Consider the following 24,050-nt stretch of genomic DNA (forward strand, 5'->3'; position numbering starts at 1 on the left):
TCGATATTAATCGAATGTAATCCTTAAGGGCTTTAACTGGCCCTTAAACAGGTTATGGTAGTCCTGCGGTTGAGATAATTCAGCCGTAAGATTTTGAATGATAAAATCAATACATAGTTTTTAAAATATTGAAAAGGTGGATACATACAATGGCTGACAAGCATTTTAATATCGGTGATATGTTCGAGATGGTGGCTGATGCTATGCCTGAACGTGAAGCGCTGGTCTGTGGTAACTCACGGGCAACGTTTCAACAACTGGAACAGCGCGCCAACCGTTTAGCTCACTATATGAGTGCTCAAGGCGTTAAAGCAGGTGACCATGTCGGCCTGTATATGTATAACTGTAACGAATACATTGAGGCGATGTTGGCCTGTTTTAAAATTCGTGCGGTACCGATCAATGTTAACTATCGCTATGTGAATGAAGAACTACTATATATCTTTGATAATGCCAATATGGTTGCCTGTATTCACCACCGTGAATTTGTGCCGGCCATTGCTGAAGTTCGCGATGCAGCGAAAGATCTAAAAACTTTTATCTCGGTAGAAGACGCTACGGAGCATGATTTATCGAAGATCGGTGCGACTGAGTTTGAGGCAGCCATGAGCAGCCAGTCTGATCAGCGTGACTTTGATGAGCGTGCCGATGATGACCTGTTCATTCTTTATACCGGTGGTACTACCGGTATGCCGAAGGGCGTTATGTGGCCGCATAAAAATGTTTTCTTTGCCGCGATGGGCGGCGGTGGTTTCTTCAGTCCTCTGGGCCCACTGGAACAACCGGAAGATATTGTCAGCCGCATCAGTGAAAACCAGATGATTGGCATGCCGCTGGCGCCGTTAATGCACGGAGCTTCTTGGTGGTATGCCTGTATTCTTATTTTATCGGGTAACAAGCTGGTACTTAACCCATTGCGCTCGTTCGATGGTGAGGGGATTTGGCAGGTTGCAGCCGATGAGAAAGTGAATTCTATCCAAATTGTTGGCGATGCCATGGCGATTCCACTATTGGAATCTCTGAAGGGCAACGAAGATCGCTGGGATCTTTCTGCCGTCTTTAACATTGGCTCTGGCGGTGCGGTATTCTCGCCGGCCAAACAAGAAGAGTTCAAGGTTCAATTCCCTAACTGCTTTATCACTAATGCCTTTGGATCATCAGAATCGGGCAACATGGGCATGGATAACGGCAACAAGAAAGAGGGGGATTCAAGCCTGGGTAATGTTGCTCGTTCTGAGTTTATGGATGTTATTGTCGAGGGCGACAGCCCCGCCGAGGCGCGTCACGCCAAGCCAGGCGAACAAGGTATATTCTCTCGTTCAGGTTATATTCCTGCCGGTTATTATGGCGATGAAGCCAAGACCGCTAAAACTTTTATTGATGTCGAGGGCAAGGGTAAAATTTGGTTGCTGACTGGCGATGCGGCAACGCTAGAAGAGGATGGTACGATTACTATCTTTGGCCGTGGTTCTAACTGTATTAACTCCGGTGGCGAAAAGATTTTTCCAGAGGAAGTTGAACAGGCTCTGAAAGCTCATCCTGCCATCTATGATGCGTTGGTTGTCGACACCCCTGATGACCGTTTTGGTGCCAAGGTAACAGCTGTTGTGTCTGTACGTGAGGGCTTCGACGTCTCTCTGAAGGCTGTTCAAGAAGAAGCGCGAAAGCTGATTGCAGGTTATAAACTGCCCCGTGAATTGCATGTTGTTGCCGAGGTGCCCCGCGGACCAAATGGCAAGCCTACCTATGCTGAGGCGAAGAAGATCGCTTTGAGCCAAGAGTTCTTAGTTAGCTAAAGAGTCTTGGTGTTATCCTCAGTCGATTCAATATGCTGAATCGGCTGACTGGCTTGATTTAACCGTTTATATAATTGAAACCCGTCGCGGAGAATAATAATGACAGAGCTTGCGATCAGTACTAAAAATTGCATTGTTGAGCAGAAGGGCAATGTCTTGGTGGTCACACTTAACCGCCCAGAAAAAAAGAATGCTTTCAGCCCAGCCATGTTGGTAGGCCTGTATAAGGCGTGGCGTACGCTTGAAGAAAACGATGAACTACGGTGCGCCGTATTGACTGCTAATGGCGATACATTTTGTGCCGGTATGGACTTGGCTGCAGGCCCTGAAGGTGGAGAAGATACCGACGAAATCCAGCGTTTAATGCAGTCTGTACCAAATTTACATTGGCAGGCTCTGTTGCGTGAAGATGTCCCTAATAAACCTATTCTTATTGCCGTCGAAGGTTATGCCTTAGCCGGGGGTACAGAGATTTTACAGGGAACCGACATCCGTGTTGCCGCCGAGGATGCCATTTTTGGTGTCACCGAAGTTGCTCGTGGCCTGTACCCTATGTCGGCCTCAACAATTCGACTGCGTCGTCAAATTCCCTATGCCCTAGCCGCCGAAGTCTTGTTAACCGGTGAGCATGTCTCCGCTCAGCAATGTGCTGATTGGGGTTTGATTAACCACGTCGTACCCAAGGGGCAGGCGCTGGCTAAGGCGATGGAAATTGCCGAGAAAATCTGCGCCAATGGACCGCTGGCGGTCAAGGCTGTGATGCAATCATTGCGTCAGCACGATGAATCTATGCCAATGGCAGAAGCCTTGGTAAAGTCCGATGAGATTGCCTGGCCTGTGTTTGCCACAGAAGATGCCAAAGAGGGCATGAGGGCTTTTAAAGAAAAACGTCCTGCTGTTTTTCAGGGTAAATAACTTTTTAAATTTTTAAGGTGGTAGAAAATATGGGTCCTTTATCAGGTTTCCGAATTATAGAAATGGCCGGTATTGGTCCTGGCCCGTTTGCCGGCATGTTGCTGGCTGATATGGGTGCAGAAGTTATCCGCATCGACAGAGCCAGTGCCAATATGATGTCGATGGGGGCCAACCCCGCTGATATTACCGGTCGCGGTCGCAAGTCTATTGCCGTTAACCTAAAAGCCCCCGAAGGTGTCGAAACTGTACTTAAATTGTTAGAGACAGCCGATGCTATCTTTGAAGGCTTTCGCCCTGGTGTAATGGAAAAACTGGGCCTAGGTCCTGATGTTTGCTTAGGCCGTAATGAGAAACTGGTCTATGGTCGAATGACCGGCTGGGGGCAGGAAGGCCCGCTGTCACAGGCCGCCGGTCACGATATTAACTATATTGCGATTACCGGCGCACTCGATGCCATTGGTCGCAGTGATTCAGGCCCGGTGCCGCCGCTCAACCTTGTCGGCGATTACGGCGGTGGTTCAATGTATCTGGTCACCGGGTTGCTGGCGGCATTACTGGAGGCTGGCCGCAGTGGTAAGGGGCAGGTTGTCGATGCTGCGATTACCGATGGCACCATCTCACTGATGTCTGCCACCGCTGGTTTTAAAGCTATGGGTATTTGGGATAATGAGCGCCAAAGTAATATGTTAGATGGCGGTGCTCACTACTATGATAGCTACCAATGTCGCGATGAAAAGTGGGTGACGGTCGGTTCAATCGAGCCGCAGTTTTACGCACTTTTATCTGAAAAACTTGGCGTCGATATCGGTGAGCCTGGTTTTGAAACCCAGTTTGATAAGGCCAATTGGCCTAAATATAAAACCGCCATGGCGGCCAAGTTCAAGACAAAAACCCAGGCCGAGTGGTGTGAGATCATGGAGGGGACTGATATTTGTTTTGCTCCCGTTCTCAACCAAGATGAGGCTGCCGAGCATCCGCATAATGTCGCCCGTCAAAGTTATATTGATATTGACGGTGTCACGCAGACGGCACCAGCACCGCGGTTTAGCCGAACCGTTAGCGAGGTTCAAGGGCCTGCTGTTGGCTCGGGTGATCAAACCGATGAGATCCTGACCGATATCGGCTTTACCGCTGAGCAGATTGCCGCAGCGCGTGACAGTGGTGCGATCAGCTAATGGCGGTCATCGAGCCACTGGCTGCGCCCAAACTGCTTGATGAGGTCATTCGCCAGCGCCGCTCGACCCGACATTTTTCAAACCGTCGTGTCGATCAAGGCCTAGTAGAAAAAATCTTTCAAACCGCTCAGTGGTCGCCTTCAGTCGGTAACATGCAACCCTGGCGTAGCTTTGTCGTCAGCGGTGCCAGCTGTGACCGAGTGCGGCAGGCGCTGTTGACGGCGGCGAATAATACCGGCCAGTTTCCACCGTCGAAGCCGGCGCTGCAAAAGCCCGGTTCGCAGTATGTTGAGCGTGATCGTGCATTAAAAAAACAACTTTTTAGCACGGTGGCAGCAGGCAAAACCAGTCAGCAAAGCCAAGATATCTTAATGGACCATAATTTTCAGCTCTATGGGGCACCGCACTGTGCCTTTGTTTTTTTAGAGCAGGGTTTTAACGAACGTACCTCAATAGACCTTGGTATGTACGCTCAAAATCTGATGTTACAGATGGAGGCTTCAGGTATTGCCAGTTGTGTACAGGCCGAGGTCTGTGTCTATGCCGATTTAATTAAGCAGCAATTAAATATCAACGAACCGTTAACTCTGATGTTTGCCATTTCTTTTGGCTATCAACAATCATCGGATATTAATCAGCTTAAGCGCAGTCGTGCGCCATTGTTTGAGACCACTACTTTTTATAATTAGAAGCGCAGACCGCGCCTAGGAAACGTCATGAGTGATACTGTATTAAAAGAATATCAAGATGGTGTATTAATCTTAACACTCAACCGTCCGAAGAAGAAAAACGCCTTCAGCCGCGAGCAGTGGCAGGCCTTTGCCGACGCCATTGCTGAGGCCAACACAGATAGCAAGGTGGCTGCCGTCCTCGTTACCGGTGCCGGTGCAGATTTTTCGTCAGGCACTGATTTGAATGATTTTACCGCCGATGATGCCGGTGAGGGTGTGCACCCCTTTGATGCCTGTGCCGAGGCGATTGTTAATTTTGATAAACCGTTAATCTGTGCTGCCAAGGGTATCTGTATTGGTGGGGGTGCGACGCTGATGCTGCATGCAGATATTGTTTACATTGGCGACAGTCTGCGTATGCGTTTTCCTTTTACCAACCTGGGTTTGGTGCCTGAGTTTGGCAGCAGCTATCTGTTGGCGCAGGTCGTTGGCACACGGAAGGCGGCTGAAATTATGCTGTTAGCAGAATGGATGAATGCTGATCGCGCCATCGAGTTAGACCTTGCCACGGCGCGCTTCAGCGATGAAAAACTGCTGGATGCGGCGTTGAACAAGGCGAAGGAGATTGCCAAGTGGCCGGTTCGCTCGTTGATAGCGACCAAGCGTTTACTCAAGGCCGATCATCAGACGCCACTCAAGACCGCCCTGGCAGCCGAGACCAAGGAGATGCATCGTCTGGGCGGCTCGGCCGAGAACATCGAAGCGGTGATGGCGATACTTGAAAAACGCGAGCCTGATTTCAGTCAGTTTAGAAAATAGTTAACCGATGATTAAAAAAGCCGAGCTGAGCTCGGCTTTTTTGTGGCTACATTATATTGGCCATGCCGATGTTTTGCTGCCAATAACCATTGCACTGCTGCTGGCTGGCGAGCAAGGGTTGCTGATCTGGTTGCCGATGCTTGAAGGCAGAGACTGTTGCCAGACTGCCGATGTCCAGCGGGCTGATGCGAGCAACATCGACGAGATTGTCCATAGAGGCAAGGTCATTCAATAGGTTGTAGCAATAGCCCGACTGAGTTTGAATACCATTAAGGGTGAATATACGCTGTTGCGCCTGGGACTTTACCGCCAAGCCCTGGGGGTACTGAATACAACATTGCTGACAGTCCGACTTTTCACGGTTTTCATTGCGGCTGGTAAAGCAGCGTGCAGAATAGGCGAGGGGGAGATAGCCGTGGCTGAATACCTCGGTCTCAAAATCCATGTCAACACCAATGTCGTTGGCCTCTTGCAGCAGCTTACTCAACCACTGACGGGACAGCTCAACCGGCATTACCCAGCGCTGCATGCCAAGATTGCGTAGCTGTTTCAATGTGCGAGCGTTATAGCAGTTAATAGCATGACCGCTGACAAAGGGTAGTTTGTTATCGCTGAGTAGGCCGATGGCGCCCATGTCATTGGCTTCAATTAATACCGGGCTGTTATCGCAATAGCGTTTTAACAGTGCCATATCGGCCGGCGTTTCTAATAACGTTTGTGTCGACAGTACAATTTGCTTGTCGGTGTTATTGCTCAGCTCTTCGGTCAGCTCAATCCATTCGTTAGGGTGTAGTTCGGTGCGCTTGCTGCAGACTGTCTCGCCGAGATAAATAATATCGGCATCGCTGCTACTGGCGGCCTGATAGAATTCAACAATTTGTTGCCTACTCCAGTGGTATTGAATCGGCCCGAGAGAAACTTTCATACTACTGTCCTTATTTCCAGCTGCGATGGTAGGCTCCCAGAGTGGTCTGGCTGCCCTCCGATAATTTGGCCAGGGTGTCGCGCCACTGCGGCTCACTGGCATAGTGCTCGGGTGAGGTAAGGGCCTTGTCGATGGCTTGGCGCCATACCGAGGTTATCTGTTCGACATACGCCGGGCTGCGTTGGCGTCCCTCGATTTTTACCGACACCACGCCGGCATCGATTAACTTATCGATCAGATCCAGGGTGCTGAGACTGGTCGGTTCTTCCAGCGCATGATAGGTATCGCCGTTGACCTCAAAGCGACCCTTGCAGAGTGTTGGGTAACCGGCTTTTTCACCGTGTTCGAAGCGATCGATCATCACCTTGTTTAAATAGGTCTCTCGTTGCGGGCCATGTTCCTTCCACTCAACAAATTTTGCCGGTGAGCAGGCGCCAGTGGTATTGGGTGATTCGCCGGTGACGTAGGAGGATAGAAAGCAGCGCCCCTCGGCCATGATACAGAGGCTGCCAAAGGCGAAGACCTCCAGCGGTACAGGGCTTATCTGTGCCAGTTTTTCCACATGCTGCAGCGATAACACCCGCGGTAAGACCACGCGGCTGAGGCGGTAGAGGCGGTGATACAATGCGATGGCGGCGACATTGGTCACCGACGCCTGTACCGAGAGGTGACGTTCGATATTAGGGTAGTGTGTAAAGGCATATTCAAGCACGGCCATGTCGGCAATGATTAGCGCATCGGCACCGATTTCGGCTGCCTTGTCGACGGCGCGCTGCCACCACGGCATATTGCCGGGGTGGGCAAAGGTATTGATGGCAATATGCAACTTCTTACCGCGCTGATGACAGTAGTCGGCGGCTTTGACCAAGGCCTTGTCGGAGAAGTTTAGCCCGGCAAAATTTCTGGCGTTGGTCTGATCTTTAAAACCAATATAAACAGCATCGGCACCATTATTGATGGCCGTTTTTAATGCCGGTAAGTTCCCGGCGGGGCACAACAGCTCCATGATTTCTTGTCCTAGATTATCGTGCGGGGAAGTGTAATGGCTGCCGCCTAATAGTGGGCTTGATGCAGCGCAGATGAGGGCACTCTAACGCTATTGATTAATGGTGGTTTGATATAGCGCAGCGTTATTTACCCCGGCTGCTATAAATTGCCCGCCAATATCTTAAATAGGCTGCAATATGAAAAACCGTATACTCACTGCTGTCATTCAATCTGCGCCAACGCTGGCCGCCGGTGTGTTAACTGTAATCCCCAAGGGCTTGCAATATCGGCCACTGGCCGCCGTGTTAAACACTGTCTTTTCGTCGCTGGTTGAGGCGGGGGAATTTGATTTTTTACAGTACCGTTGGCTTTGTCTTACTGTTAGCGATATCGGCCAGCGTTGGGATATTGGCTTCGATGGCGAGCAATTTATCGTCAGATCAGCCACGAGTTCAGCTGATGTCAGCTTCTCAGGGCGGGCCAATGATTTGGTCTTGATGGCAAGTCGTAAAGAGGACCCCGACACGCTTTTTTTCAATCGCCGGTTGATCATTGAAGGGGATACGGAGCTGGGGCTGGCATTAAAGAACTTAATTGACAGTGTCGATATTGAAGAGTTTGGACCACTGGTTAACCAACTGGTTGATCGCACAGGAAGACTGGCTCAGCAGTACGGTCGCTAATCAGGGATTAAAGATGACGTTTTAAAATGTTGGCGGTAAAATAGCCGCTTCTTAATTTTTACTGGGTGTGATGTGGACAGTTTAACCGAGGTGTATCAGTGTGAGATTAAACCGGAATGGGTTGACTATAACAGCCATTTAAACGATGCCTATTATGCACTGGTATTCAGCCTTGCAGGCGAAGCCTTGTACGATGCTCTAGGGCTAGGTGAACAGTGGCGACAGCAGCAGAACCGCACTATCTTTACCCTAGATGCCAGAACACGGTATTTACGTGAGGTTCACCTCGGAGCTAAGTTAACTATCAAGGCACAACTGTTGGCGTCAGATTCACGCAGAATGCATTTTCTCCTTTATATGTACGCTGACGATGGCAAGGTGCTTCGCGCTACTTCTGAACAGGTAGTCGTGTGTATTGATCCAACGGTGACACGTGCAGCAGCCTTCGATACCGATGCTCAACAACGCATTTCAGATTTACTACAACAACACCTACACGCGGCAAAACCTGCCACGGTTGGTCGGCCACTGGGGCTTTAATATGGAACCATCGAGGGCTGCGGCGCAGCCAATACCGGCGCGGGGAATGGCACTGTTACCCCTGGTGCTGTTTGTTTCTCTTTTTGTCGGTGCAGGACTGTATTTTAGTGCTCAGGGCGTCGATTTTGCTTTTTATCAGCTGCCGGCGCCGATTGCTGTCTTACCGGCGATTCTGCTGGCGGTCATGCTCAGTAAAGACGCGTTAAACAAGACCATCGAGTCGTTTATTGCCGGTGTCGGCAACAGCAATATTATTGCCATGTGCCTGATTTATTTGCTGGCCGGTGCTTTTTCATCGGTGGCGAAGGCGACTGGCGGTGTGGACGCGACGGTGTCGCTGGGGCTGTCGTTAATCCCCAGCTGGTTTATTCTGCCAGGGATATTTATTATCAGCGGTTTTATCGCCACGGCCATGGGTACTTCGATGGGGACTATTGGTGCCGTTGCGCCGATTGCCCTAGGCATCTCGGACAGTACCGATATATCCCCGGCCTTGATGGCTGGCGCTGTTATCTCCGGTGCCATCTTTGGTGACAACCTATCGATTATTTCCGATACCACCATAGCGGCAACCCGCACTCAGGGCTGTGAGATGAAGGATAAATTCCGCGAGAACATTGCAATGGCGCTGCCGGCAGCAGCTCTGGCAATGTTGTATTTATTTGTCGTCGGCGCCAGCTCGACGGTGCCAGAGGTTGCCGAGATTGACTGGCTTAAGGTATTGCCCTATCTATCGATATTGGCGTTGGCTATTTATGGCGTCAATGTCTTTGTCGTGCTTACCCTGGGGATTATTTTTGCCGCCGCGGTAGGGATGGTCACGTTACCGGAGTATCATTTACTGACCGCTGGGCAGGATGTTTACGCGGGTTTTAGCAGTATGCAGGAAATATTTTTATTGTCGCTGTTGGTTGGTGGCTTGGGTAAACTCATGGAGCAGCAAGGTGGTTTGGCCTATATTGAGTCGACTATGATGGGTTTGATAGCGAAACTGACCGGTGGCAATCAGGCTCAGCATCGCCAGCGCACCGCCGAGCTGGGCATCGCTAGTACGGTTGCGCTGACCAACGTCTGTACTGCAAATAATACGGTGGCCATTATTGTCAGTGGCGACGTGGCGCGGCGAATGGCAGTCAAAAATCAGGTATCACCTAAGCGCTCAGCCAGTTTGTTAGATATCTTTAGTTGTACAGTACAGGGCTTGATTCCATGGGGCGCACAGGCATTGTTAGTCGGCTCTATCTTTCAACTCTCGCCGGTCAGTGTGGTGGCCAATAGTTTTTATCCAATGATACTGGCTGTGGTGGCAGTATTGTTGATTTTTTTAAAACCAAGAAACACAACAGTGAACTAAAAAGCCATTCTAATTACTAATGACATAATAATTTTATTGAGATGCTATTTATGAAGAAGCAAGGTTTGATTCTATCGTCTATTTTGGCGTTGTTACTGGTTGTTATTATGGTTGTGTTTGTTTTCGAGCAACAGGCGAAAAATCGCACCGTTGCCGGTCCAAACGAAACCTCGGAATTTTTAAGTCGCGATTATGTGCAGGCAAAAGGACAACAGCGCGCCAAGGTGACCATAGTGGAGTTTCTCGACCCTGCCTGTGAGGCTTGTCGAGCGTTTTACCCCTTTGTTAATGATCTACTCAAACAATACAAGGGCAAGGTTAAGCTAGAGACGCGTTTTGTGCCTTTTCACCGAGGCGCCGATGAGGTGGTAGAGGTGCTTAACGCCACTGTGCCACAGCAAAAATTCTGGCAATCCCTGCATGTGACGTTGCAGTATCAAGAGGACTGGACAGCCAATCACGTCGCCTCGGTCGATAAACTATTGCCTCACCTAGAGGCTGTCGGTGTCGATTTGCAGCAGTTGGCTGAAGACCAAAAAAGTGGTCTTTATAAGGAACGGATGGCCCAGGATCTGAGCGATGCCAAGGCTCTGGGTGTGGCAAAGACTCCCACTTTCTTCGTCAACGGTCGTGCCATGACGCAGTTTGGTTATCAGCAATTGGAAGATTTGGTCGCCGAGGAAGTGGCAAGGCAGTATCCGGGTCAGTAACTCTATTGATGCCGAACCTGGCGGGATATTGCAGTGCTATTCCTTCCTCTGCTAGTCACCGCGCCTTAAGCGCACATCAAGCTGGTTGACGATGCCAACCCAGTCGGCATCGTCTTCGACTGCGCTGCGCAGAAACTCAGCCTGAGCGATACTCCAAAACGGTGCCTCCGCTAGATTGCGGCTGGAATCGATCACATGGCGGGCAATAAAATGCTCGATATCGCTTTCGTCACCGCTTAAGCCAAGTTGGATAAACAAGTTGTTCATGGTGTGGGTAGATGTGTCCATTGATTTCAGTCTCTGTGACAATGTGATGAGACTAGTTTAGACGCGGTGGGGGCTTTAGCGAGGATACTCATCCTTGAGCATCTTGCGAGCTTAGGCTAGGGTGGCCACCGACTTGAAAACCAGCCGAATCAACTCTGCCTGACGGCTGACGCCACTCTTCGAGAAGACAGATTTTAGCTGAGCCCTGGAGGTGTGTTGGCTGACACCTAATATAACAGAGGCCTCGGCCAGGGTTAGCCCGTGCGCCAATTGCAGAGTCAGTGATGCTTCGGCCTTGGTAAAGCCAAATAATTGCATAATAGTATCGCGAGAGGTACTGGCTTCTGTCTGTGGGTCGCTGATAAAGACGGCGACAGTGGGGCCGCCCTGGCCATCAGTCCACTGCGGTTTGGGTACCGGACGCACCACGATGCCGAGGTCGGCACTGCCGCTGGGGCGCTGTACCCGGCTGGCTTCGACAATCTGCATAGAGTGATGGGTGGCGGCATTAATGACTTTATTGAGGCGTTTCTTAAAGGCGATGTCATCCTCTTTGTCATCGAGTACCAGTTGTTTCTGTACCACGCGGATGCCGTCCTGCTGGTCGAGTAGCTTCTTGGCGACGGCGTTGGATTTGAGCATTTCACCGTGTTCGTTGAGCAGAATAGTCCCCATCGACATCTGCGATACCGCCCCGGCGTATAAGTCACGCTCGGATTTGGTCTGCTGCAACCGACTGTGAATCTCAACTGCACGCGAGAGATGGGGCATGATGCGCTCGAGCAGGTCGCGTTCTGGCTGATCGAAGTCTGGGTGGTTTTGGCTGCGCATGGCGCGAAAACGGGCCCAGAAGCCGCTGGGGTCTCGGGTGTCAGCGCCGAGAATGTGGAAGACGCCGGCGGGCTCGAGATATTTCTTGCAAAATTCGTTCTTGCTAATCTCATCGGCGGGTAACAAATCACTGAGCGTGACCACCTTACCCGGCGTGATATTGGTGAATGGATCCAGCGAAAAATAATGCTGTTGATACGCGGTAACTGGCCAGTCTTTCGGGTCGGCAACATTGTCTTTACTGCTCTGGCTGTTGCGGAAATTAAGAATAAGGCCATCATCGTCATCCGCCGGAGGCCGGATGATCAGCGAGATCACATCGGCTTTCAGTTGTTGGCAGATAATATTCAAAAATTGCTGCCAGGGCGTGGCATCTAAGGCGCCCTGATATACCGAGTCGACCAATTTGTCGTAACTGGTCAGGGGTTCGAATGTTTTGTGGCTGTCTACACTCATTTGGGTCATTTTACGCTAGCAGAGAAAGAGTCAGCATTGTACATCGAAACGGCTTAAAGACGAATATTTACGCTTATCTATCGCCGCGGGCAGGGTTTTATTCGTTAAATGACAGCCCCGTCATTAACCGGGGCTTACCTTGATAATTTGTAACTCATTTAAGTGATGTACCTTGCCTTGGTATCGGTACAATGATTTTCATTAAATAAAGAAACTGCCGGGTGCAGTTAATCCGATATCAACGAACTCATGACACCCGTGAGATCATTAGGAGCTAAAAAATGACGGATAAAGCACAGTTACACGCGCAATTAGTTGCCGCTGCTAGAGAACTCATTCCAGTACTAAAGTCACGCGCTGCTGAAGCCGCCAAATTGGGTCGTCTGCCCGATGAGACGATTGCCGACTTTCAGAAAGCCGGGTTTTTCAAAATAGTACAGCCGGCTAAGTGGGGTGGTTACGAGCTCGATCCACAGGCTTTTTTCGATGTTCAAATGGCGGTTGCTGAAGGTTGTATGTCAAGTGCATGGGTATTGGGTGTCATCGCTATCCATAATTGGCAGCTGGCCCTGTTTGACGATAGGGCAGCGCAGGATGTTTGGGGTGAGGATGCAACAACGCTGATCTCTTCTTCTTACATGCCTGTGGCTAAGATTGAAGTCGTCGACGGTGGCTTTAATTTCAGCGGACGCTGGGGCTTCTCCTCCGGCTCTAAGCACTGTGATTGGGTCTTCCTCGGTGGCATGATTCCACCGGCTGGCCCAGGCCAGGCACCGGATATGCGCACCTTCTTACTGCCAAAATCAGATTACAAGATCGTCGAAAACTGGGATGTGATGGGCCTTCAGGGCACAGGCAGCCATGATATCGTGGTCGAGAACGCCTTTGTTCCGGACTACCGTACTCATAAGGGTGTCGACGCCTTTGGTCTTAGCAGCCCGGGTAATGCAGTTAACGATGGCGCCTTGTATAAGATTCCATTCGGCCAGATATTCCCACGGGCGGTTTCGGCTTCATCGATTGGTGCTCTTCGCGGCGCGCTGAAAGATTATGTTGATGCCACTGCTGTTCGTGTCGGTGTTAACGATGGCAAGAAGACCAAAGAAAACCCAACGGCGCAGTATGTTATCGCCGAGGTGACTCAAATTGTCGATGAGTTGGAGTTGGTACTCAAACGTGATTTCGAGCGTTCGATGGCCGCCGCCCGCGGCGAAGAAGAGCCATTGAGCATCGATGAACGGGTGAAGATGCGTTGGAACTCCTCATTGGTTTCAGAGCGCTGCGTTGCCGGTATTGGCAAGTTGATGGGTTGTGCCGGTGGCAGTGCCGTCTTTGCCAGCCATGTGTTAAACCGTCCATTCTTGGATATCAATGCTGGTCGTGGCCATGTTGCCAATAACCCGAGTAATTACGGCCGCAACCTAGGTGCTGTTGAGCTGGGCGGAGCAAATACCGACTTCTTTATCTAAGCGGTTGTTTGTTTGCTAATAAAGCCCGCCATTGTGCGGGCTTTTTTGTTATGGTTAGGCAATAACAAAAGTGTCATTTTTTAGAGGGAGCTGTGATATGAAGATGTTACCAATGATGTCGCTGGTTTTGGCCGGCTTATGGACGACAAATACCTTTGCCAGCTGTAATAATTTACTTGATTACAGCCACCAAAAATTGCGTAGCGAAGAGCAAGTCAATCTCTGTGATAGCTATGAAGGGGAGGTGTTGTTAGTGGTCAATACCGCCAGTAAGTGTGGGTTTACCCCCCAGTTTGAGCAACTTGAAGCGTTGTATCAAAAGTATAAAGACCAGGGCTTGGTTGTGCTGGGCTTTCCCTCGGATAATTTCTTTCAAGAGCATAACGACAGTGGCGAGACCGCCAAGGTCTGTTATGTCAATTACGGTGTGACCTTTCCGATGTTTGAGACCAGCAGTGTCAGAGGCGGCGATGCCAACGCCCTGTTTGCCGAGCTGCAAAATCAGAGCGATCTGTCGGTGAAGTGGAATTTCTATAAATACTTAGTTGGCCGAGATGGTCAGGTCATCGAGGGGTATAATTCAAAGCAGGAGCCGATGGGCGGTGATATAGAGGCTGCAATAGTCGAGGCCTTGTAGCCTTTACTCTACCCAAACCCAGCGTAGCGGCTCGCCGAAGTCGTCGTAGAGCATTTTTCGCGTTGGTTTCTTGTTGCTGGTTTTGGTTGTTGGTTTGGTAGGCTGTCTTCTGGCCTCCAACTCTGATACCACATCGGGCAGAGGTGTCCGCTGATCCTTAGGTTTCTCAAAGCCAATACTGCTCTGATTCAACGGCTTGCTATTATCGATGCGGCCGCTGAGTCCTCGCTCAATCTGATGCACTGCGCCACCGCTGTGCATAAACTGGGAGATTTGTTGCTCCAGTTCATCACGTATATCGGCTTTGGTTGGCATTTTTTTCACGGTCAAGACTCGGTCAGAGGAATTCAGCGGGCTATTGTAGCATTGATCAACTTGCCGAATGCTAACAATAGTATTAAATCTGAAGATAGGGGCAAACCCCTATTGATATTACAGGTCATCAACCTTATCTATGTAGGTTTATAGACAAATTTTTTGTTGTTAAGCGCTGTTTGTGTCGGTGTTAGCAGCGTGACTAAGGGTTACTCCATGTTTGGACGCTTGATCGGTATTGTTTTAGGCTTTGTGATTTTAAATTTCCCTGGCGCCTTAATTGGTTACTTCATCGGTCGCTATTTCGATCGCTCGTTAATGGGGTTGGGGCGGGGTGGCATGAGCCCCGAAGAGCAGGCGGCGGCGCAACAGGTGTTTTTCGAAACCGTGTTCTCGCTGATGGGTATTCTGGCCAAGGCCGATGGCCGAGTCAGTGAGGCAGAAATCGCTCAGGCGACGGCGGTAATGGATCAGCAGGGTTTAAGCCCGGAGCACCGTCAGCAGGCTATTGCGCTGTTTAAATCCGGTGCCGCCGGTGAGTTTACCGTCGACGAGATCATGGCCAAGTTCAATCAGACCTGTGCCCGTTACGCCAACCTAAAGCGGATGTTACTGGCCTACCTGATTGGCGCGGCCATGGCCGATGGTGAGATCGATCAACAAGAGCAGCAAATCCTCGCCGATGTCTCTCGGGCGATGGGTATATCGGATTTCGCCTTCAAGCAATTGCTGGCGATGATACAGGCGCAGTCAAGCTTTAAGGCTGGTGGCCAGCAGGGCTACCAACAGAATAGCTACAACCGGCCGCCAACCACGCAGCAGGAATTGGCTGTGGCCTACCAGGCGCTGGGTGTCAGTGAGAGTGATGATGATAAAACCCTCAAACGTGCCTATCGCAAGCTGATGAGTGAAAACCATCCTGACAAGCTCCGTGGTCAGGGCGTTCCCGATGATATGCTGCGCATGGCCACTGAGCGTTCGCAAGAGATAACAACTGCTTATGAGCTGATAAAGAAGCACCGCGGCGGTAAATAAGTTAACGCATTATTTGATCTATTAGAGGTTTTGTTACTGCACGAGTGTCTATAGTTTAGTGACAATGAATTGATTGTTGCTCGAGTAAACACGGATAAAACACCATACTGGTTATAACGTGTTATTCAATAATGATGAGGCTAATGATGAACTGGAAAATCGTTGCACCGATAGCGATTATTGCCGCTGGTGGTATTTGGCTGGTCAGCCAACAACCAGAGCCGGCTTCGCCTATCGAACAACCGGTGACCCTGCCGGCTGAAATAGACCCCAAGCCTCCTGAGGTTGTCGTTGAGGCAGAGCCAGAAGTGGTTGAGGTTGAGGCACCTGTGACCAAGGCTCCAGCGCTGCCACCGATTACGCCGCCCCCGGTGGCGCTCGATAACAGCGATGTGACGGTATTAGAGGCGGTGGCCGACTTATCGCCATCGCTGGGTAAATGGCTGATTCCGCAAGAGCAGCTGCGTAAATGGGTGCTGGCCATCGATAATATTGCCAACGATAGCCTGCCAGGCAAGTACAGCCCGGTCAGTTATCATATGGATGGCTTTGCGGTCAGTGGCGATGCCGATACCGGCTTTCAGATGTCTGAGGCCAACTTTAATCGTGCCGACAAGTTGATCAATGCCGTCACGGCAATGGATCCACAAACCGTGGCTCGCTATTATCAATCGTGGCTGCCAATGTTGGAGGAGGCCTACCGAGAACTGGGCAAACCCGGTACCTTTGCCGACAGTTTTGACCGCGCCAGCGAACGCTTAATGGCGGTTCAGGGCCTGCAGCAACCGGCGGAACTCGACCGCCCAGTGGTGTTTTACACCTACGATGACAAGACGCTGGAAGACAGCGGCGACATCGATAAGTTGATGTGGCGTCTGGGTGATTATAACCGCGAAAAAGTGCAGGCCTTTCTCATCGAGTTTAATAAGTACAAGTAAGCGCAATCACGTCGAAAAAACCGCAGCCTGGCTGCGGTTTTTTTTTGATAGTGTTAGGTTAATAAGTATCACGGCAAATATCAGTTATCACAGGATTACTATGACCAGTCATTTTTTCGCCTACATCAGTAAGATTCGTTGGATTCAGCGCTGGGGCTTGAAGCGCAATACGGTGAAAGAAAACGTCATGGAGCACAGCTGGGAGGTGGCGACCATCAGCCACTGCTTAGCACTGCTGCGCAACCGCTTGTACGGCGGTAATATCGACGCCAATGCGGTGGCGACCGCGGCGTTGTATCACGATTGCACCGAGGTGATTACCGGCGATATGCCGACACCGATTAAATACCATAGCAAGGCGATCAAAGAGGCCTATAAGGCCATCGAGCGCAGTGCCGAGCAAGAGCTATTGCAGCTGCTGCCAGAGCCGCTGCAGGCCGATTACAGTACCATGCTCATCGAAGAGAATATTGACCCGGAGATCAAGTCGCTGATCAAGGCGGCGGATACTATTTCGGCCTATATCAAGTGCCAGGCCGAGATAATCAGTGGCAATATCGAGTTTAATCAGGCAGCCAAGGATATTGCGCTGCGGTTGTCTCAGTTGTCGGTGCCAGAAGTCGACTACTTTCTCGCCACCTTTGTGCCCAGTTATCAGCTCACCCTCGATGAGCTGCTAAAACCACTCAGTTTGGATGATTAGCCACCGGCCTTGCTTTATAATGGCGCTATTGTGCTAGAGGAATTCATCATGGCGACAGCCTGTGCTCGACATATTTTGGTAAAAACAGCGGCCGAGGCCGAGAAACTGAAGCAGCAATTAAAGCAGGGCGCCGATTTTGCCCACCTGGCCAAGCGCCACTCGAGCTGTAAGAGCAAGAAGCGCGGTGGCGATCTCGGTGAGTTTCGCCGAGGCCAAATGGCCAAGCCCTTCGATGATGTGGTGTTTAAAAAACCGCTGTTAACCGTGCATGGCCCGGTCAAGACACGGTTTGGTTACCATTTGATAGAAACGATTTACCGCGATTAAAATAATAAGGAAACGCCGTTGTATATTGAAGTGGGAGATTTATTCTGGGTGATGGCTGCGGCCTTGGCCTATTGGTATTGGGCGGGCAGTCGACGCATGAGAGAGTGGGCTTTTCGTCAGGCCAAACAGTACTGTGATAACGAGGATGTGCAGTTGCTCGATGACTGCGTGGCATTAAATCGGTTGTGGTTGAAACGTGATAAGGCGGGGCGGATTCGTGTCTGGCGGGCCTATCAGTTTGAGTTCAGCTCCACCGGTGATGAGCGCTACCTGGGGCGGGTCATCACCCTGGGCAAAGAGATAGAAACGATAGAGCTGCAGCCCTACCGTATTCATTAACCTCTGTTAGCGGGGGTTGCAGTCTTTGACGATGACGCGGCCCTGCAGCAAATCACCGCGGGAATACTCGGCAAAGCGACACTGGTTTTTCTCCGGGTTATAGGTTTCTAACCACAGGTTATCCTCCTTCCAAGTCATGCCCATGTATTGATGCCCCTCGGGCACCGAGATGGTCATTACCCCGCCCCAGCGTTTGACAAAAATCTGCTGCAGATAAAAGTGATAGGTGCTCCAGCTGACGAACAGCAGGGTGCCGGCAATAATAGTGGCCCATTTTGTCGAGTGTCCGGCCCGGAACATCACCGTGAAAATAGTGATGACGACAAAGAGCGTACAGCCCCAGTAGAGATAGGTAATCATACAACTTCCTTATTTTTGACATGGGATAACAGCTTGAAAGTGAATCAATAATAGGTGTTTTTGGACTGAAAATACAAGTTCCCTGTCGTTATTTTCACGTGCTTTTGTTGGTCTGATTGGCTGACCGTGGATAATTCGTGTCAGCGGCCCGTGCGGCGCAGTAAAGCCAACAAAAAACAGCTATAATGTCGCCATCGATGAAGTTTTCAGGAGTTACCCCCATTGTTTAGTGAATTTTCACTGCACCATTTTTTGTTAAAAGCCCTCGCAGCCACCAAAATTACCCAGCCCACCCCGGTTCAGTCACAGGCTATTCCCGAGATCATGGCGGGTAAAGATCTATTGATCAGCGCCGAGACCGGCAGTGGTAAGACCGCAGCATTTTTGTTGCCGATGCTGCACCGTTTTGTCGAAAATCCCAAGCCCCGTGCCGGCGTCAGAGGCTTGATTTTGGTACCGACCAGAGAGCTGGCCAACCAGGTGTTTAAAAGCGCCCAGAGCCTGTCGCGTTATACCAAGGTGACGGCGGGCTTGGTCACCGGCGGTGAAAACTACCGGGTGCAGGCCTCTGAACTGCGCAAAAACCCTGAGATTATTATCGCCACCCCCGGCCGTTTAATCGAGCACTTACACAAGGGCGGCATCAAACTAGTCGATATTGAATCGCTGGTACTCGATGAGGCCGATCGCATGCTCGACATGGGCTTTACCGACGATGTGATGGAGATTGTGAAGTTCTGTAATGATCAACGCCAGACCTTGCTGCTGTCGGCGACGCTGAACCACCGTGGCATTATGACTGTTGCCGGCTCCATTCTGAACGAGCCCAGCCAGATCGAAGTCAACTCGGCCAAGGACAACCATGCCAACATCGAGCAGCAGATTATTCTCGCCGATGAGCCGAAGCAAAAGGCCAAGATGGTGGCCAGTCTGATTGAGGAGGAGAACCCCACCAAGGCGGTGGTGTTTACCAATACCAAGTTGCAGGCCGACCAACTCGGTGCGTTATTACGCTATCACAAACTCGATGTGCTGACGCTGCATGGCGATATGGACCAGCCGGTGCGCAAAGAGGTGACTCACCGTTTCCGTCACGGTAAGGCGCAGGTCTTAGTCGCCACCGATGTGGCGGCGCGCGGCCTGGATATCAAAGATGTGAATCTGGTCATTAACTTCGATTTCCCCCGCAATGCTGATGACTATGTCCACCGCATTGGTCGTACCGGCCGTGCCGGCAACAAGGGGGTTGCCATCTCGTTTGTGTGCAGCAATGAGTGGAATTTAAAAGTCAGTGTCGAGCGCTATCTCGATCAGCCGCTGAAGCGTCGCCGGGTCGAGGGTATTGCTGTCGAGTATAAGGGGCCTAAAAAGGTTAAGTCCTCGGGTAAGATCGCCGGCAGCAAAAAGAAAAAGACCGCCAAGGCGAAGGCAAAAGCAAAAGAGCCGGTGAAAAAGAAACGCCGTCGCCACAGCCACGCACCGGCACCAGGCAAATAGCACAGCGTCTATTTCGCCCCGGCTGGCATGGATGTCATCAGCGGGGCGAATGACAGGCAATAACCCCTAAAATAACAAAAACCAGCGTTAACAATCACTGGAATGACTATGGATAGAGAAGCCCAACCCCCCGTCCAGTCGGTATCCGACTACCCGCTGCAGCGTCATATTGCCCTGTTGTTACTCACTGTCGTCATCGTGGTGACCACGGTATTGGGCGGCTACAGCTATTATCGGGGTAGTCAGCTAATCCTCAGCGCCAGTCAGTCGATGTTTGAGCAAATTGCCTCCGAATCGGCCGCTACCTTTAAGAATGAATACCAGCCGATATCGATCGGTATCGAGTTATTGGCCAATACCGACATTGGTCTGGCGGCCACATCGGCCGAGCGGCTCGAATACCTGCCTTTGCTCACCACGGCACTGGGTCAAAACCCATCGCTGTCGTCGGTACTTGTCGGCTATCACAGCGGTGATTTTTTCATTGTTCGTGACCTCTCTAAGATTCAATTGGACGATAGTTTTACCGCCCCTGATAACAGCCGTTATATGGTGGACAGTATTATTGCTGCCGGTCAGGCGCGGCAGCTTCACCGTCATTACTTTGACGCCAGCCTGGTATTGCTTGAGCAGGAGTCGGCTCAGCCAAGCGAGTACGATGTGTTACAGCGTGATTGGTTTAAGCAATCGGCCGGCAACGATACCCTGATGTTGTCTGAGCCCTATAAATTCTTTCTGATGGATCAAATCGGTATCACCTTAAGCCGTGCCAGTGCCACGGGTTCGGCGGTGGTGGCCGGTGATATTACGTTGGCGTCGCTGTCGCAATGGTTGGCGCAGCAGAACCAACTGGATGCCAGTGAATTGTTAATCTTTGATCAACAGGGGCGAGTGGTCGCGACGCCCAATTTAGGTCATCTATCCGATGCGGGCAGCGAGTTGGTGATGATCGATACCATGGCAAGCTCGCTGTGGCGTGCCATCGGTTCGCCGCTGATGCAGAGTGATCAGCAGCTGCAGTTTGAATATCAGGGTGAAACCTGGCTGGGCACGGTGCAGTCACTGTATCAAGATCAGAATTTTAAATTATTATTTGCCGGTGTAGCACCGAGAAAACAGCTGTTAAGCGTACTGTATGACACGCGCCAGCAGGCGATTTTTATCGTCATTAGTTTAATTATAATAATGCTGCCAATCAGTTTTTTATTGGCGCATAGAGTCTCCCGTCCGCTGCAGGGGTTGATCGCCGAGGCCGAGCGCATCAGTGTTTTCGATTTTACCGAGCCTGCGCCGTTTAAATCGTCTATTCGCGAAATCAACACGCTGTCATCGACCATGACGATGATGCGACAGACCATTAATCAATTTTTAATCATGGTCGACTCGCTGGCCAACGAGCAGAACTTTGATGCCCTGTTAGAGAAAGTATCGACGGCGACGATGGAGGCCACTGAAGGCGTGTTATCGGCCATCTACCTGCTGGACGAGGGCGAGGATAATCTGCAGTTGAGCTGCCTGATGGATGCCAACAGTGAGGCGGTCTCGGCACCGGTTCGCAGCCACCCTGATCTGCACACGCTGCCGCTGGCCAACAGCGAGCATGCGGTGGTGGAGTGTTTTAACAGCGGCGAGGTGAAGGTCTATTCACTGGAACACGCCGGCGCCGAGCGGCCAATGATTAACCAGCTAAAAGCCGCTGGGCTGATCGAGCAGGGCGAGTTAATCACTATTCCGTTGAACAACCGCTTTGGCACGGCTATCGGCGTGTTATTTGTCGTGGTGCCGACGGCGATGGCGAGTTCGAAGGCCAGTTTTCTACAGTTGTTGTCGGGCTTTGCCGCGGTGTCTATCGAGTCGAAACAACTGCTACAAATGCAGAAGCTGTTGCTGGAATCGTTTATCCAGTTGATTGCCGGTGCCATCGATGCCAAATCCCCCTATACCGGCGGCCACTGCCAGCGCGTGCCAGAGCTGACCAAGATGATTGTGCAGGCGGCCTGTGACACCACCGAGGGTGAGTATGCCGACTATCAGCGTACCGAAGAGCAGTGGGAGGCGATCCATATTGGCGCCTGGCTGCATGACTGCGGCAAGGTGACCACGCCGGAGTACGTGGTCGATAAATCGACCAAGCTGGAAACCATTTACGACCGCCTACACGAGGTACGTATGCGTTTCGAGGTGCTCAAACGCGATGCCGAAATCCGTTATTTGAAGCAATCGGGCGGGGCGGTTGAGGGCGAACAATGGGCAGCGTTAGAGCAGGAGAGGCAAACAATCGACCAGCAGTTTGCCTTTATCGCCAGCTGTAACCTCGGCGCCGAATCGATGGATCAAGCCCATATTGACACCTTGCATGAGATTGGCGAGCAAACTTGGCTGCGCACCCTGCCGGATAACATCGGCCTGTCATGGGAGGAGCTCAACCGGGCAACAGCTGAGCCGCAACAGCTGCCGGTGCATGAGCAACTGCTCAGCGACAAACCGCGTCATATTATAGCCCGCGGTGTGGCCGATCAGGCGGCGCCAAACCTGCATGGTTTTACCCTGGTGAAGCCGCCGCTGAAATATAACCGCGGCGAGCGCTACAACCTGCAGGTGGCCCGCGGCACCTTAACCGCCGAGGAGCGCTATGTGATTAACGAGCACATGGTGCAAACCATTAGCATGTTAAAAAAACTGCCCTTTCCCAAGTATTTGTCAGAGGTCACCGAGATTGCCGGTGGCCACCACGAGACCATGGACGGCAAGGGTTACCCGCGCAGCCTGACCAAACAGCAGATGCCGGCCAGTGCGCGAATGATGGCCATCGCCGACATATTTGAGGCCTTAACCGCCTCGGATCGCCCCTATAAAACCGCCAAGCCGGTCAGCCAGTCACTCGACATCATGTCGGGTATGGCGCGCCGTCATCATATCGACGAAGAGTTGTTCGAGCTGTTTCTGCGAGAGAAGGTCTACGTCGCCTATGCCAAGCGGTATTTGCAGCCGGAGCAGTTGGATACGGACGATTATCGTTATACGTTATAACGACTATTGTTAGCGGTAGCGCGGCTGCAGGCCGGGCTATGCTTAACTTTTCCCGCTCGATTTTGTACACTAAGTCATATAGTTAGAATAATAATGCTGGGGAAAAGGCAAGACCTGATACTCCCCTGGTATTTCGGACACTCCAATTAGTGGATAATACCGCTAGAAGGAGAGAGCATGAAAAAACGTGCTACTTAAATATTTACAATATTTAGCAAAATATTTAGGGTCAGAGTAAAAACTATTGCCTTTTCTTGAGGTGATCGTCTCTTCAGTGTGGATGTTCAAGGTTAGTTTTTACTCTGACCCCAAATAGATTAAAGAGATTGAGAGACTTAAGGATGAAGATCAACGATACTATGAATATTGTTTCAAGAAATATGATGACCCTTGTGAAGTGGAAAAGTGTAGAAAAGGTAAAGTTTTAACGTCTGAGAAGATTAAAGAAGTAACTGAAAAGTGGGAAAGCTTTGAAGATGATACATTGTGGGATGAGCTTTTGACGGCATGTGATGTCGTTGGCGCTAGAGGGAAGGGGTGGAAGCCTGATACACCTAAGCCGGAAAATAGAAACCCTTCATATAAGCCATATATTGAGAATTGACAGAATGACCTTTAATAATAGTTTTATAATGATGTCTTTTTTATTTGTCTTATCGTGCTCTTCGGATGAGCCGGGTGGGAAAGAAAATAATGCGTCAGATAATTCAAGGGTCTGTATATATAATAGTAATATTGATAGAGGGGCTGTTATATCTGCGTTGAAAGGTATATATCAAATAAATAGTACTATTTATATGGTGGATCGCTTGGTTGATTTTAGTGAAGAGCTGGAAGGATATATTAAGTATTCTCAGGATTGTTTGTCGTATATACATGGTCATAATTTAAATAACGATATGGATTTAAATAAAGATGATCTATATTCTAATATGTCTGATTTTATATCAATCTTGTCATTTTTAAATGTTTCAATTGATAGTTTTGATGAATCTTCTGGCAGTGAAAAAAAATAATTCTTTCTAAAGTCAAAGGGATAGCTGAGATAAAATACAAAGAGCTCGCGGAAAGTCAATAGGGTCGCACGATATTAAACTCAAATATTTAGGGTCAGAGTAAAAACTATTGTCTTTTCTTGAGGTGGTCGTCTCTTCAGTGTGGATGTTCAAGGTTAGTTTTTACTCTGCCCCTAAATAGAAGCTAAACTAAAGAATACTCAATCGTTCAAGGATGAACGTAATGGCAAGGCTTAAGCGATATACCCCAAAGGG

25 protein-coding genes are annotated in these 24,050 nt (G+C 50.3%); 19 read left to right on the plus strand and 6 right to left on the minus strand.

The genetic code is table 11. The features are described 5' to 3' along the window. The first annotated feature begins 149 nt into the window (after positions 1-149). The 5 genes from L9P87_RS14415 (at position 150) to L9P87_RS14435 (ending at position 5,376) form a co-directional block, all read left to right on the plus strand. On the plus strand, positions 150-1,796 hold the full coding sequence (locus tag L9P87_RS14415; protein WP_237445446.1) for an acyl-CoA synthetase: 1,647 nt from the start codon (positions 150-152) through the stop codon (positions 1,794-1,796). 99 nt (positions 1,797-1,895) lie between these two features. Beyond that, positions 1,896-2,711 (plus strand): crotonase/enoyl-CoA hydratase family protein, encoded by an 816-nt coding sequence (locus tag L9P87_RS14420; protein WP_237445447.1) that lies wholly within the window; start codon positions 1,896-1,898, stop codon positions 2,709-2,711. A 29-nt stretch (positions 2,712-2,740) separates the two neighbouring features. Further along, complete coding sequence (locus tag L9P87_RS14425; protein WP_237445448.1) at positions 2,741-3,886, plus strand: CaiB/BaiF CoA transferase family protein; 1,146 nt, start codon at positions 2,741-2,743, stop codon at positions 3,884-3,886. Beyond that, complete coding sequence (locus tag L9P87_RS14430; protein WP_237445449.1) at positions 3,886-4,575, plus strand: nitroreductase; 690 nt, start codon at positions 3,886-3,888, stop codon at positions 4,573-4,575. Before L9P87_RS14425 ends, L9P87_RS14430 begins: the two co-directional genes overlap by 1 nt. Positions 4,576-4,602: 27 nt before the next feature. Beyond that, positions 4,603-5,376, plus strand: a complete 774-nt coding sequence (locus tag L9P87_RS14435; RefSeq protein WP_237445450.1) for an enoyl-CoA hydratase/isomerase family protein — start codon at positions 4,603-4,605, stop codon at positions 5,374-5,376. Positions 5,377-5,422: 46 nt separating this feature from the next. Here L9P87_RS14435 and L9P87_RS14440 read toward each other — a convergent pair whose 3' ends face one another. Both L9P87_RS14440 and ubiU read right to left on the minus strand, forming a co-directional pair. Continuing rightward, on the minus strand, positions 5,423-6,301 hold the full coding sequence (locus L9P87_RS14440) for a U32 family peptidase (protein ID WP_237445451.1): 879 nt from the start codon (positions 6,299-6,301) through the stop codon (positions 5,423-5,425). 10 nt (positions 6,302-6,311) lie between these two features. Then, positions 6,312-7,307, minus strand: coding sequence for a ubiquinone anaerobic biosynthesis protein UbiU (gene ubiU / locus L9P87_RS14445; RefSeq protein ID WP_237445452.1), 996 nt, complete (start codon positions 7,305-7,307; stop codon positions 6,312-6,314). A 178-nt stretch (positions 7,308-7,485) separates the two neighbouring features. Here ubiU and ubiT point away from each other — a divergent pair, with 178 nt between their 5' ends. The 4 genes from ubiT to L9P87_RS14465 all read left to right on the plus strand — a co-directional run bounded on the left by ubiT (position 7,486) and on the right by L9P87_RS14465 (position 10,575). After that, positions 7,486-7,971: a ubiquinone anaerobic biosynthesis accessory factor UbiT gene (gene ubiT, locus L9P87_RS14450; protein ID WP_237445453.1), complete on the plus strand. Its 486-nt coding sequence runs from the start codon at positions 7,486-7,488 to the stop codon at positions 7,969-7,971. Between the two features lie 72 nt (positions 7,972-8,043). Further along, a complete protein-coding gene (locus L9P87_RS14455; RefSeq protein ID WP_237445454.1) occupies positions 8,044-8,511 on the plus strand; it encodes a thioesterase family protein in 468 nt (155 codons plus the stop codon). A gap of 1 nt (position 8,512) precedes the next feature. Then, entirely contained in the window at positions 8,513-9,865 is a 1,353-nt protein-coding gene (locus L9P87_RS14460) for a Na+/H+ antiporter NhaC family protein (protein WP_237445455.1), read from the plus strand. Between the two features lie 50 nt (positions 9,866-9,915). Beyond that, positions 9,916-10,575 carry a DsbA family protein gene (locus L9P87_RS14465; protein WP_237445456.1) on the plus strand — a complete coding sequence of 220 codons (660 nt, stop codon included), beginning with the start codon at positions 9,916-9,918 and terminating at the stop codon, positions 10,573-10,575. Between the two features lie 51 nt (positions 10,576-10,626). Here L9P87_RS14465 and L9P87_RS14470 read toward each other — a convergent pair whose 3' ends face one another. Both L9P87_RS14470 and L9P87_RS14475 read right to left on the minus strand, forming a co-directional pair. Continuing rightward, positions 10,627-10,863 carry a DUF2789 domain-containing protein gene (locus L9P87_RS14470; protein ID WP_237445457.1) on the minus strand — a complete coding sequence of 79 codons (237 nt, stop codon included), beginning with the start codon at positions 10,861-10,863 and terminating at the stop codon, positions 10,627-10,629. Positions 10,864-10,953: 90 nt separating this feature from the next. Next, positions 10,954-12,129, minus strand: coding sequence for a helix-turn-helix transcriptional regulator (locus L9P87_RS14475; protein WP_237445458.1), 1,176 nt, complete (start codon positions 12,127-12,129; stop codon positions 10,954-10,956). A 281-nt stretch (positions 12,130-12,410) separates the two neighbouring features. Here L9P87_RS14475 and L9P87_RS14480 point away from each other — a divergent pair, with 281 nt between their 5' ends. Both L9P87_RS14480 and L9P87_RS14485 read left to right on the plus strand, forming a co-directional pair. Continuing rightward, positions 12,411-13,598, plus strand: a complete 1,188-nt coding sequence (locus tag L9P87_RS14480; RefSeq protein ID WP_237445459.1) for an acyl-CoA dehydrogenase family protein — start codon at positions 12,411-12,413, stop codon at positions 13,596-13,598. A gap of 97 nt (positions 13,599-13,695) precedes the next feature. Then, complete coding sequence (locus L9P87_RS14485; RefSeq protein ID WP_237445460.1) at positions 13,696-14,235, plus strand: glutathione peroxidase; 540 nt, start codon at positions 13,696-13,698, stop codon at positions 14,233-14,235. Positions 14,236-14,238: 3 nt separating this feature from the next. On the opposite strand, the gene L9P87_RS14490 is transcribed toward L9P87_RS14485, so the two are convergent. Continuing rightward, positions 14,239-14,550 carry a hypothetical protein gene (locus L9P87_RS14490; RefSeq protein ID WP_237445461.1) on the minus strand — a complete coding sequence of 104 codons (312 nt, stop codon included), beginning with the start codon at positions 14,548-14,550 and terminating at the stop codon, positions 14,239-14,241. 216 nt (positions 14,551-14,766) lie between these two features. On the opposite strand from L9P87_RS14490, the gene djlA reads away from it, so the two are divergent. The 5 genes from djlA to L9P87_RS14515 all read left to right on the plus strand — a co-directional run bounded on the left by djlA (position 14,767) and on the right by L9P87_RS14515 (position 17,892). Then, on the plus strand, positions 14,767-15,585 hold the full coding sequence (gene djlA / locus L9P87_RS14495; protein WP_237445462.1) for a co-chaperone DjlA: 819 nt from the start codon (positions 14,767-14,769) through the stop codon (positions 15,583-15,585). 143 nt (positions 15,586-15,728) lie between these two features. Further along, entirely contained in the window at positions 15,729-16,523 is a 795-nt protein-coding gene (locus tag L9P87_RS14500) for a DUF3014 domain-containing protein (protein WP_237445463.1), read from the plus strand. Positions 16,524-16,623: 100 nt separating this feature from the next. Continuing rightward, positions 16,624-17,226, plus strand: a complete 603-nt coding sequence (yfbR, locus tag L9P87_RS14505; protein ID WP_237445464.1) for a 5'-deoxynucleotidase — start codon at positions 16,624-16,626, stop codon at positions 17,224-17,226. 48 nt (positions 17,227-17,274) lie between these two features. Further along, the gene (locus tag L9P87_RS14510) at positions 17,275-17,553 is read left to right on the plus strand and encodes a peptidylprolyl isomerase (RefSeq protein ID WP_354001902.1); all 279 of its coding nucleotides are present in this window, start codon (positions 17,275-17,277) and stop codon (positions 17,551-17,553) included. A gap of 18 nt (positions 17,554-17,571) precedes the next feature. Further along, positions 17,572-17,892, plus strand: a complete 321-nt coding sequence (locus L9P87_RS14515) for a DUF3301 domain-containing protein (RefSeq protein ID WP_237445465.1) — start codon at positions 17,572-17,574, stop codon at positions 17,890-17,892. Between the two features lie 6 nt (positions 17,893-17,898). Here L9P87_RS14515 and L9P87_RS14520 read toward each other — a convergent pair whose 3' ends face one another. Then, on the minus strand, positions 17,899-18,252 hold the full coding sequence (locus L9P87_RS14520; protein ID WP_237445466.1) for a hypothetical protein: 354 nt from the start codon (positions 18,250-18,252) through the stop codon (positions 17,899-17,901). 222 nt (positions 18,253-18,474) lie between these two features. On the opposite strand from L9P87_RS14520, the gene L9P87_RS14525 reads away from it, so the two are divergent. The 3 genes from L9P87_RS14525 to L9P87_RS14535 all read left to right on the plus strand — a co-directional run bounded on the left by L9P87_RS14525 (position 18,475) and on the right by L9P87_RS14535 (position 23,795). Beyond that, entirely contained in the window at positions 18,475-19,749 is a 1,275-nt protein-coding gene (locus L9P87_RS14525; protein WP_237445467.1) for a DEAD/DEAH box helicase, read from the plus strand. A gap of 108 nt (positions 19,750-19,857) precedes the next feature. Continuing rightward, positions 19,858-22,779: an HD domain-containing phosphohydrolase gene (locus L9P87_RS14530; RefSeq protein WP_237445468.1), complete on the plus strand. Its 2,922-nt coding sequence runs from the start codon at positions 19,858-19,860 to the stop codon at positions 22,777-22,779. A 608-nt stretch (positions 22,780-23,387) separates the two neighbouring features. Next, on the plus strand, positions 23,388-23,795 hold the full coding sequence (locus tag L9P87_RS14535) for a hypothetical protein (RefSeq protein ID WP_237445469.1): 408 nt from the start codon (positions 23,388-23,390) through the stop codon (positions 23,793-23,795). Positions 23,796-24,050: the final 255 nt, after the last annotated feature.

Source organism: Sinobacterium norvegicum (genome assembly GCF_923077115.1).
GTDB classification, from domain to species: Bacteria; Pseudomonadota; Gammaproteobacteria; order Pseudomonadales; family Sinobacteriaceae; genus Sinobacterium; species Sinobacterium norvegicum.

Excerpts from the sequence above, each read along its gene's own strand:
- L9P87_RS14480 (WP_237445459.1), top strand. The coding sequence starts at position 12,411 with ATGACGGATAAAGCACAGTTACACGCGCAATTAGTTGCCGCTGCTAGA.
- ubiT (WP_237445453.1), top strand. The coding sequence starts at position 7,486 with ATGAAAAACCGTATACTCACTGCTGTCATTCAATCTGCGCCAACGCTG.
- L9P87_RS14440 (WP_237445451.1), bottom strand. The coding sequence starts at position 6,301 with ATGAAAGTTTCTCTCGGGCCGATTCAATACCACTGGAGTAGGCAACAA.
- L9P87_RS14530 (WP_237445468.1), top strand. The coding sequence starts at position 19,858 with ATGGATAGAGAAGCCCAACCCCCCGTCCAGTCGGTATCCGACTACCCG.
- L9P87_RS14500 (WP_237445463.1), top strand. The coding sequence starts at position 15,729 with ATGATGAACTGGAAAATCGTTGCACCGATAGCGATTATTGCCGCTGGT.
- L9P87_RS14475 (WP_237445458.1), bottom strand. The coding sequence starts at position 12,129 with ATGAGTGTAGACAGCCACAAAACATTCGAACCCCTGACCAGTTACGAC.
- L9P87_RS14425 (WP_237445448.1), top strand. The coding sequence starts at position 2,741 with ATGGGTCCTTTATCAGGTTTCCGAATTATAGAAATGGCCGGTATTGGT.
- L9P87_RS14430 (WP_237445449.1), top strand. The coding sequence starts at position 3,886 with ATGGCGGTCATCGAGCCACTGGCTGCGCCCAAACTGCTTGATGAGGTC.
- yfbR (WP_237445464.1), top strand. The coding sequence starts at position 16,624 with ATGACCAGTCATTTTTTCGCCTACATCAGTAAGATTCGTTGGATTCAG.
- L9P87_RS14510 (WP_354001902.1), top strand. The coding sequence starts at position 17,275 with ATGGCGACAGCCTGTGCTCGACATATTTTGGTAAAAACAGCGGCCGAG.
- L9P87_RS14470 (WP_237445457.1), bottom strand. The coding sequence starts at position 10,863 with ATGGACACATCTACCCACACCATGAACAACTTGTTTATCCAACTTGGC.
- L9P87_RS14415 (WP_237445446.1), top strand. The coding sequence starts at position 150 with ATGGCTGACAAGCATTTTAATATCGGTGATATGTTCGAGATGGTGGCT.
- L9P87_RS14535 (WP_237445469.1), top strand. The coding sequence starts at position 23,388 with ATGACCTTTAATAATAGTTTTATAATGATGTCTTTTTTATTTGTCTTA.
- djlA (WP_237445462.1), top strand. The coding sequence starts at position 14,767 with ATGTTTGGACGCTTGATCGGTATTGTTTTAGGCTTTGTGATTTTAAAT.
- L9P87_RS14465 (WP_237445456.1), top strand. The coding sequence starts at position 9,916 with ATGAAGAAGCAAGGTTTGATTCTATCGTCTATTTTGGCGTTGTTACTG.
- L9P87_RS14490 (WP_237445461.1), bottom strand. The coding sequence starts at position 14,550 with ATGCCAACCAAAGCCGATATACGTGATGAACTGGAGCAACAAATCTCC.
- L9P87_RS14520 (WP_237445466.1), bottom strand. The coding sequence starts at position 18,252 with ATGATTACCTATCTCTACTGGGGCTGTACGCTCTTTGTCGTCATCACT.
- ubiU (WP_237445452.1), bottom strand. The coding sequence starts at position 7,307 with ATGGAGCTGTTGTGCCCCGCCGGGAACTTACCGGCATTAAAAACGGCC.
- L9P87_RS14485 (WP_237445460.1), top strand. The coding sequence starts at position 13,696 with ATGAAGATGTTACCAATGATGTCGCTGGTTTTGGCCGGCTTATGGACG.
- L9P87_RS14460 (WP_237445455.1), top strand. The coding sequence starts at position 8,513 with ATGGAACCATCGAGGGCTGCGGCGCAGCCAATACCGGCGCGGGGAATG.
- L9P87_RS14435 (WP_237445450.1), top strand. The coding sequence starts at position 4,603 with ATGAGTGATACTGTATTAAAAGAATATCAAGATGGTGTATTAATCTTA.
- L9P87_RS14420 (WP_237445447.1), top strand. The coding sequence starts at position 1,896 with ATGACAGAGCTTGCGATCAGTACTAAAAATTGCATTGTTGAGCAGAAG.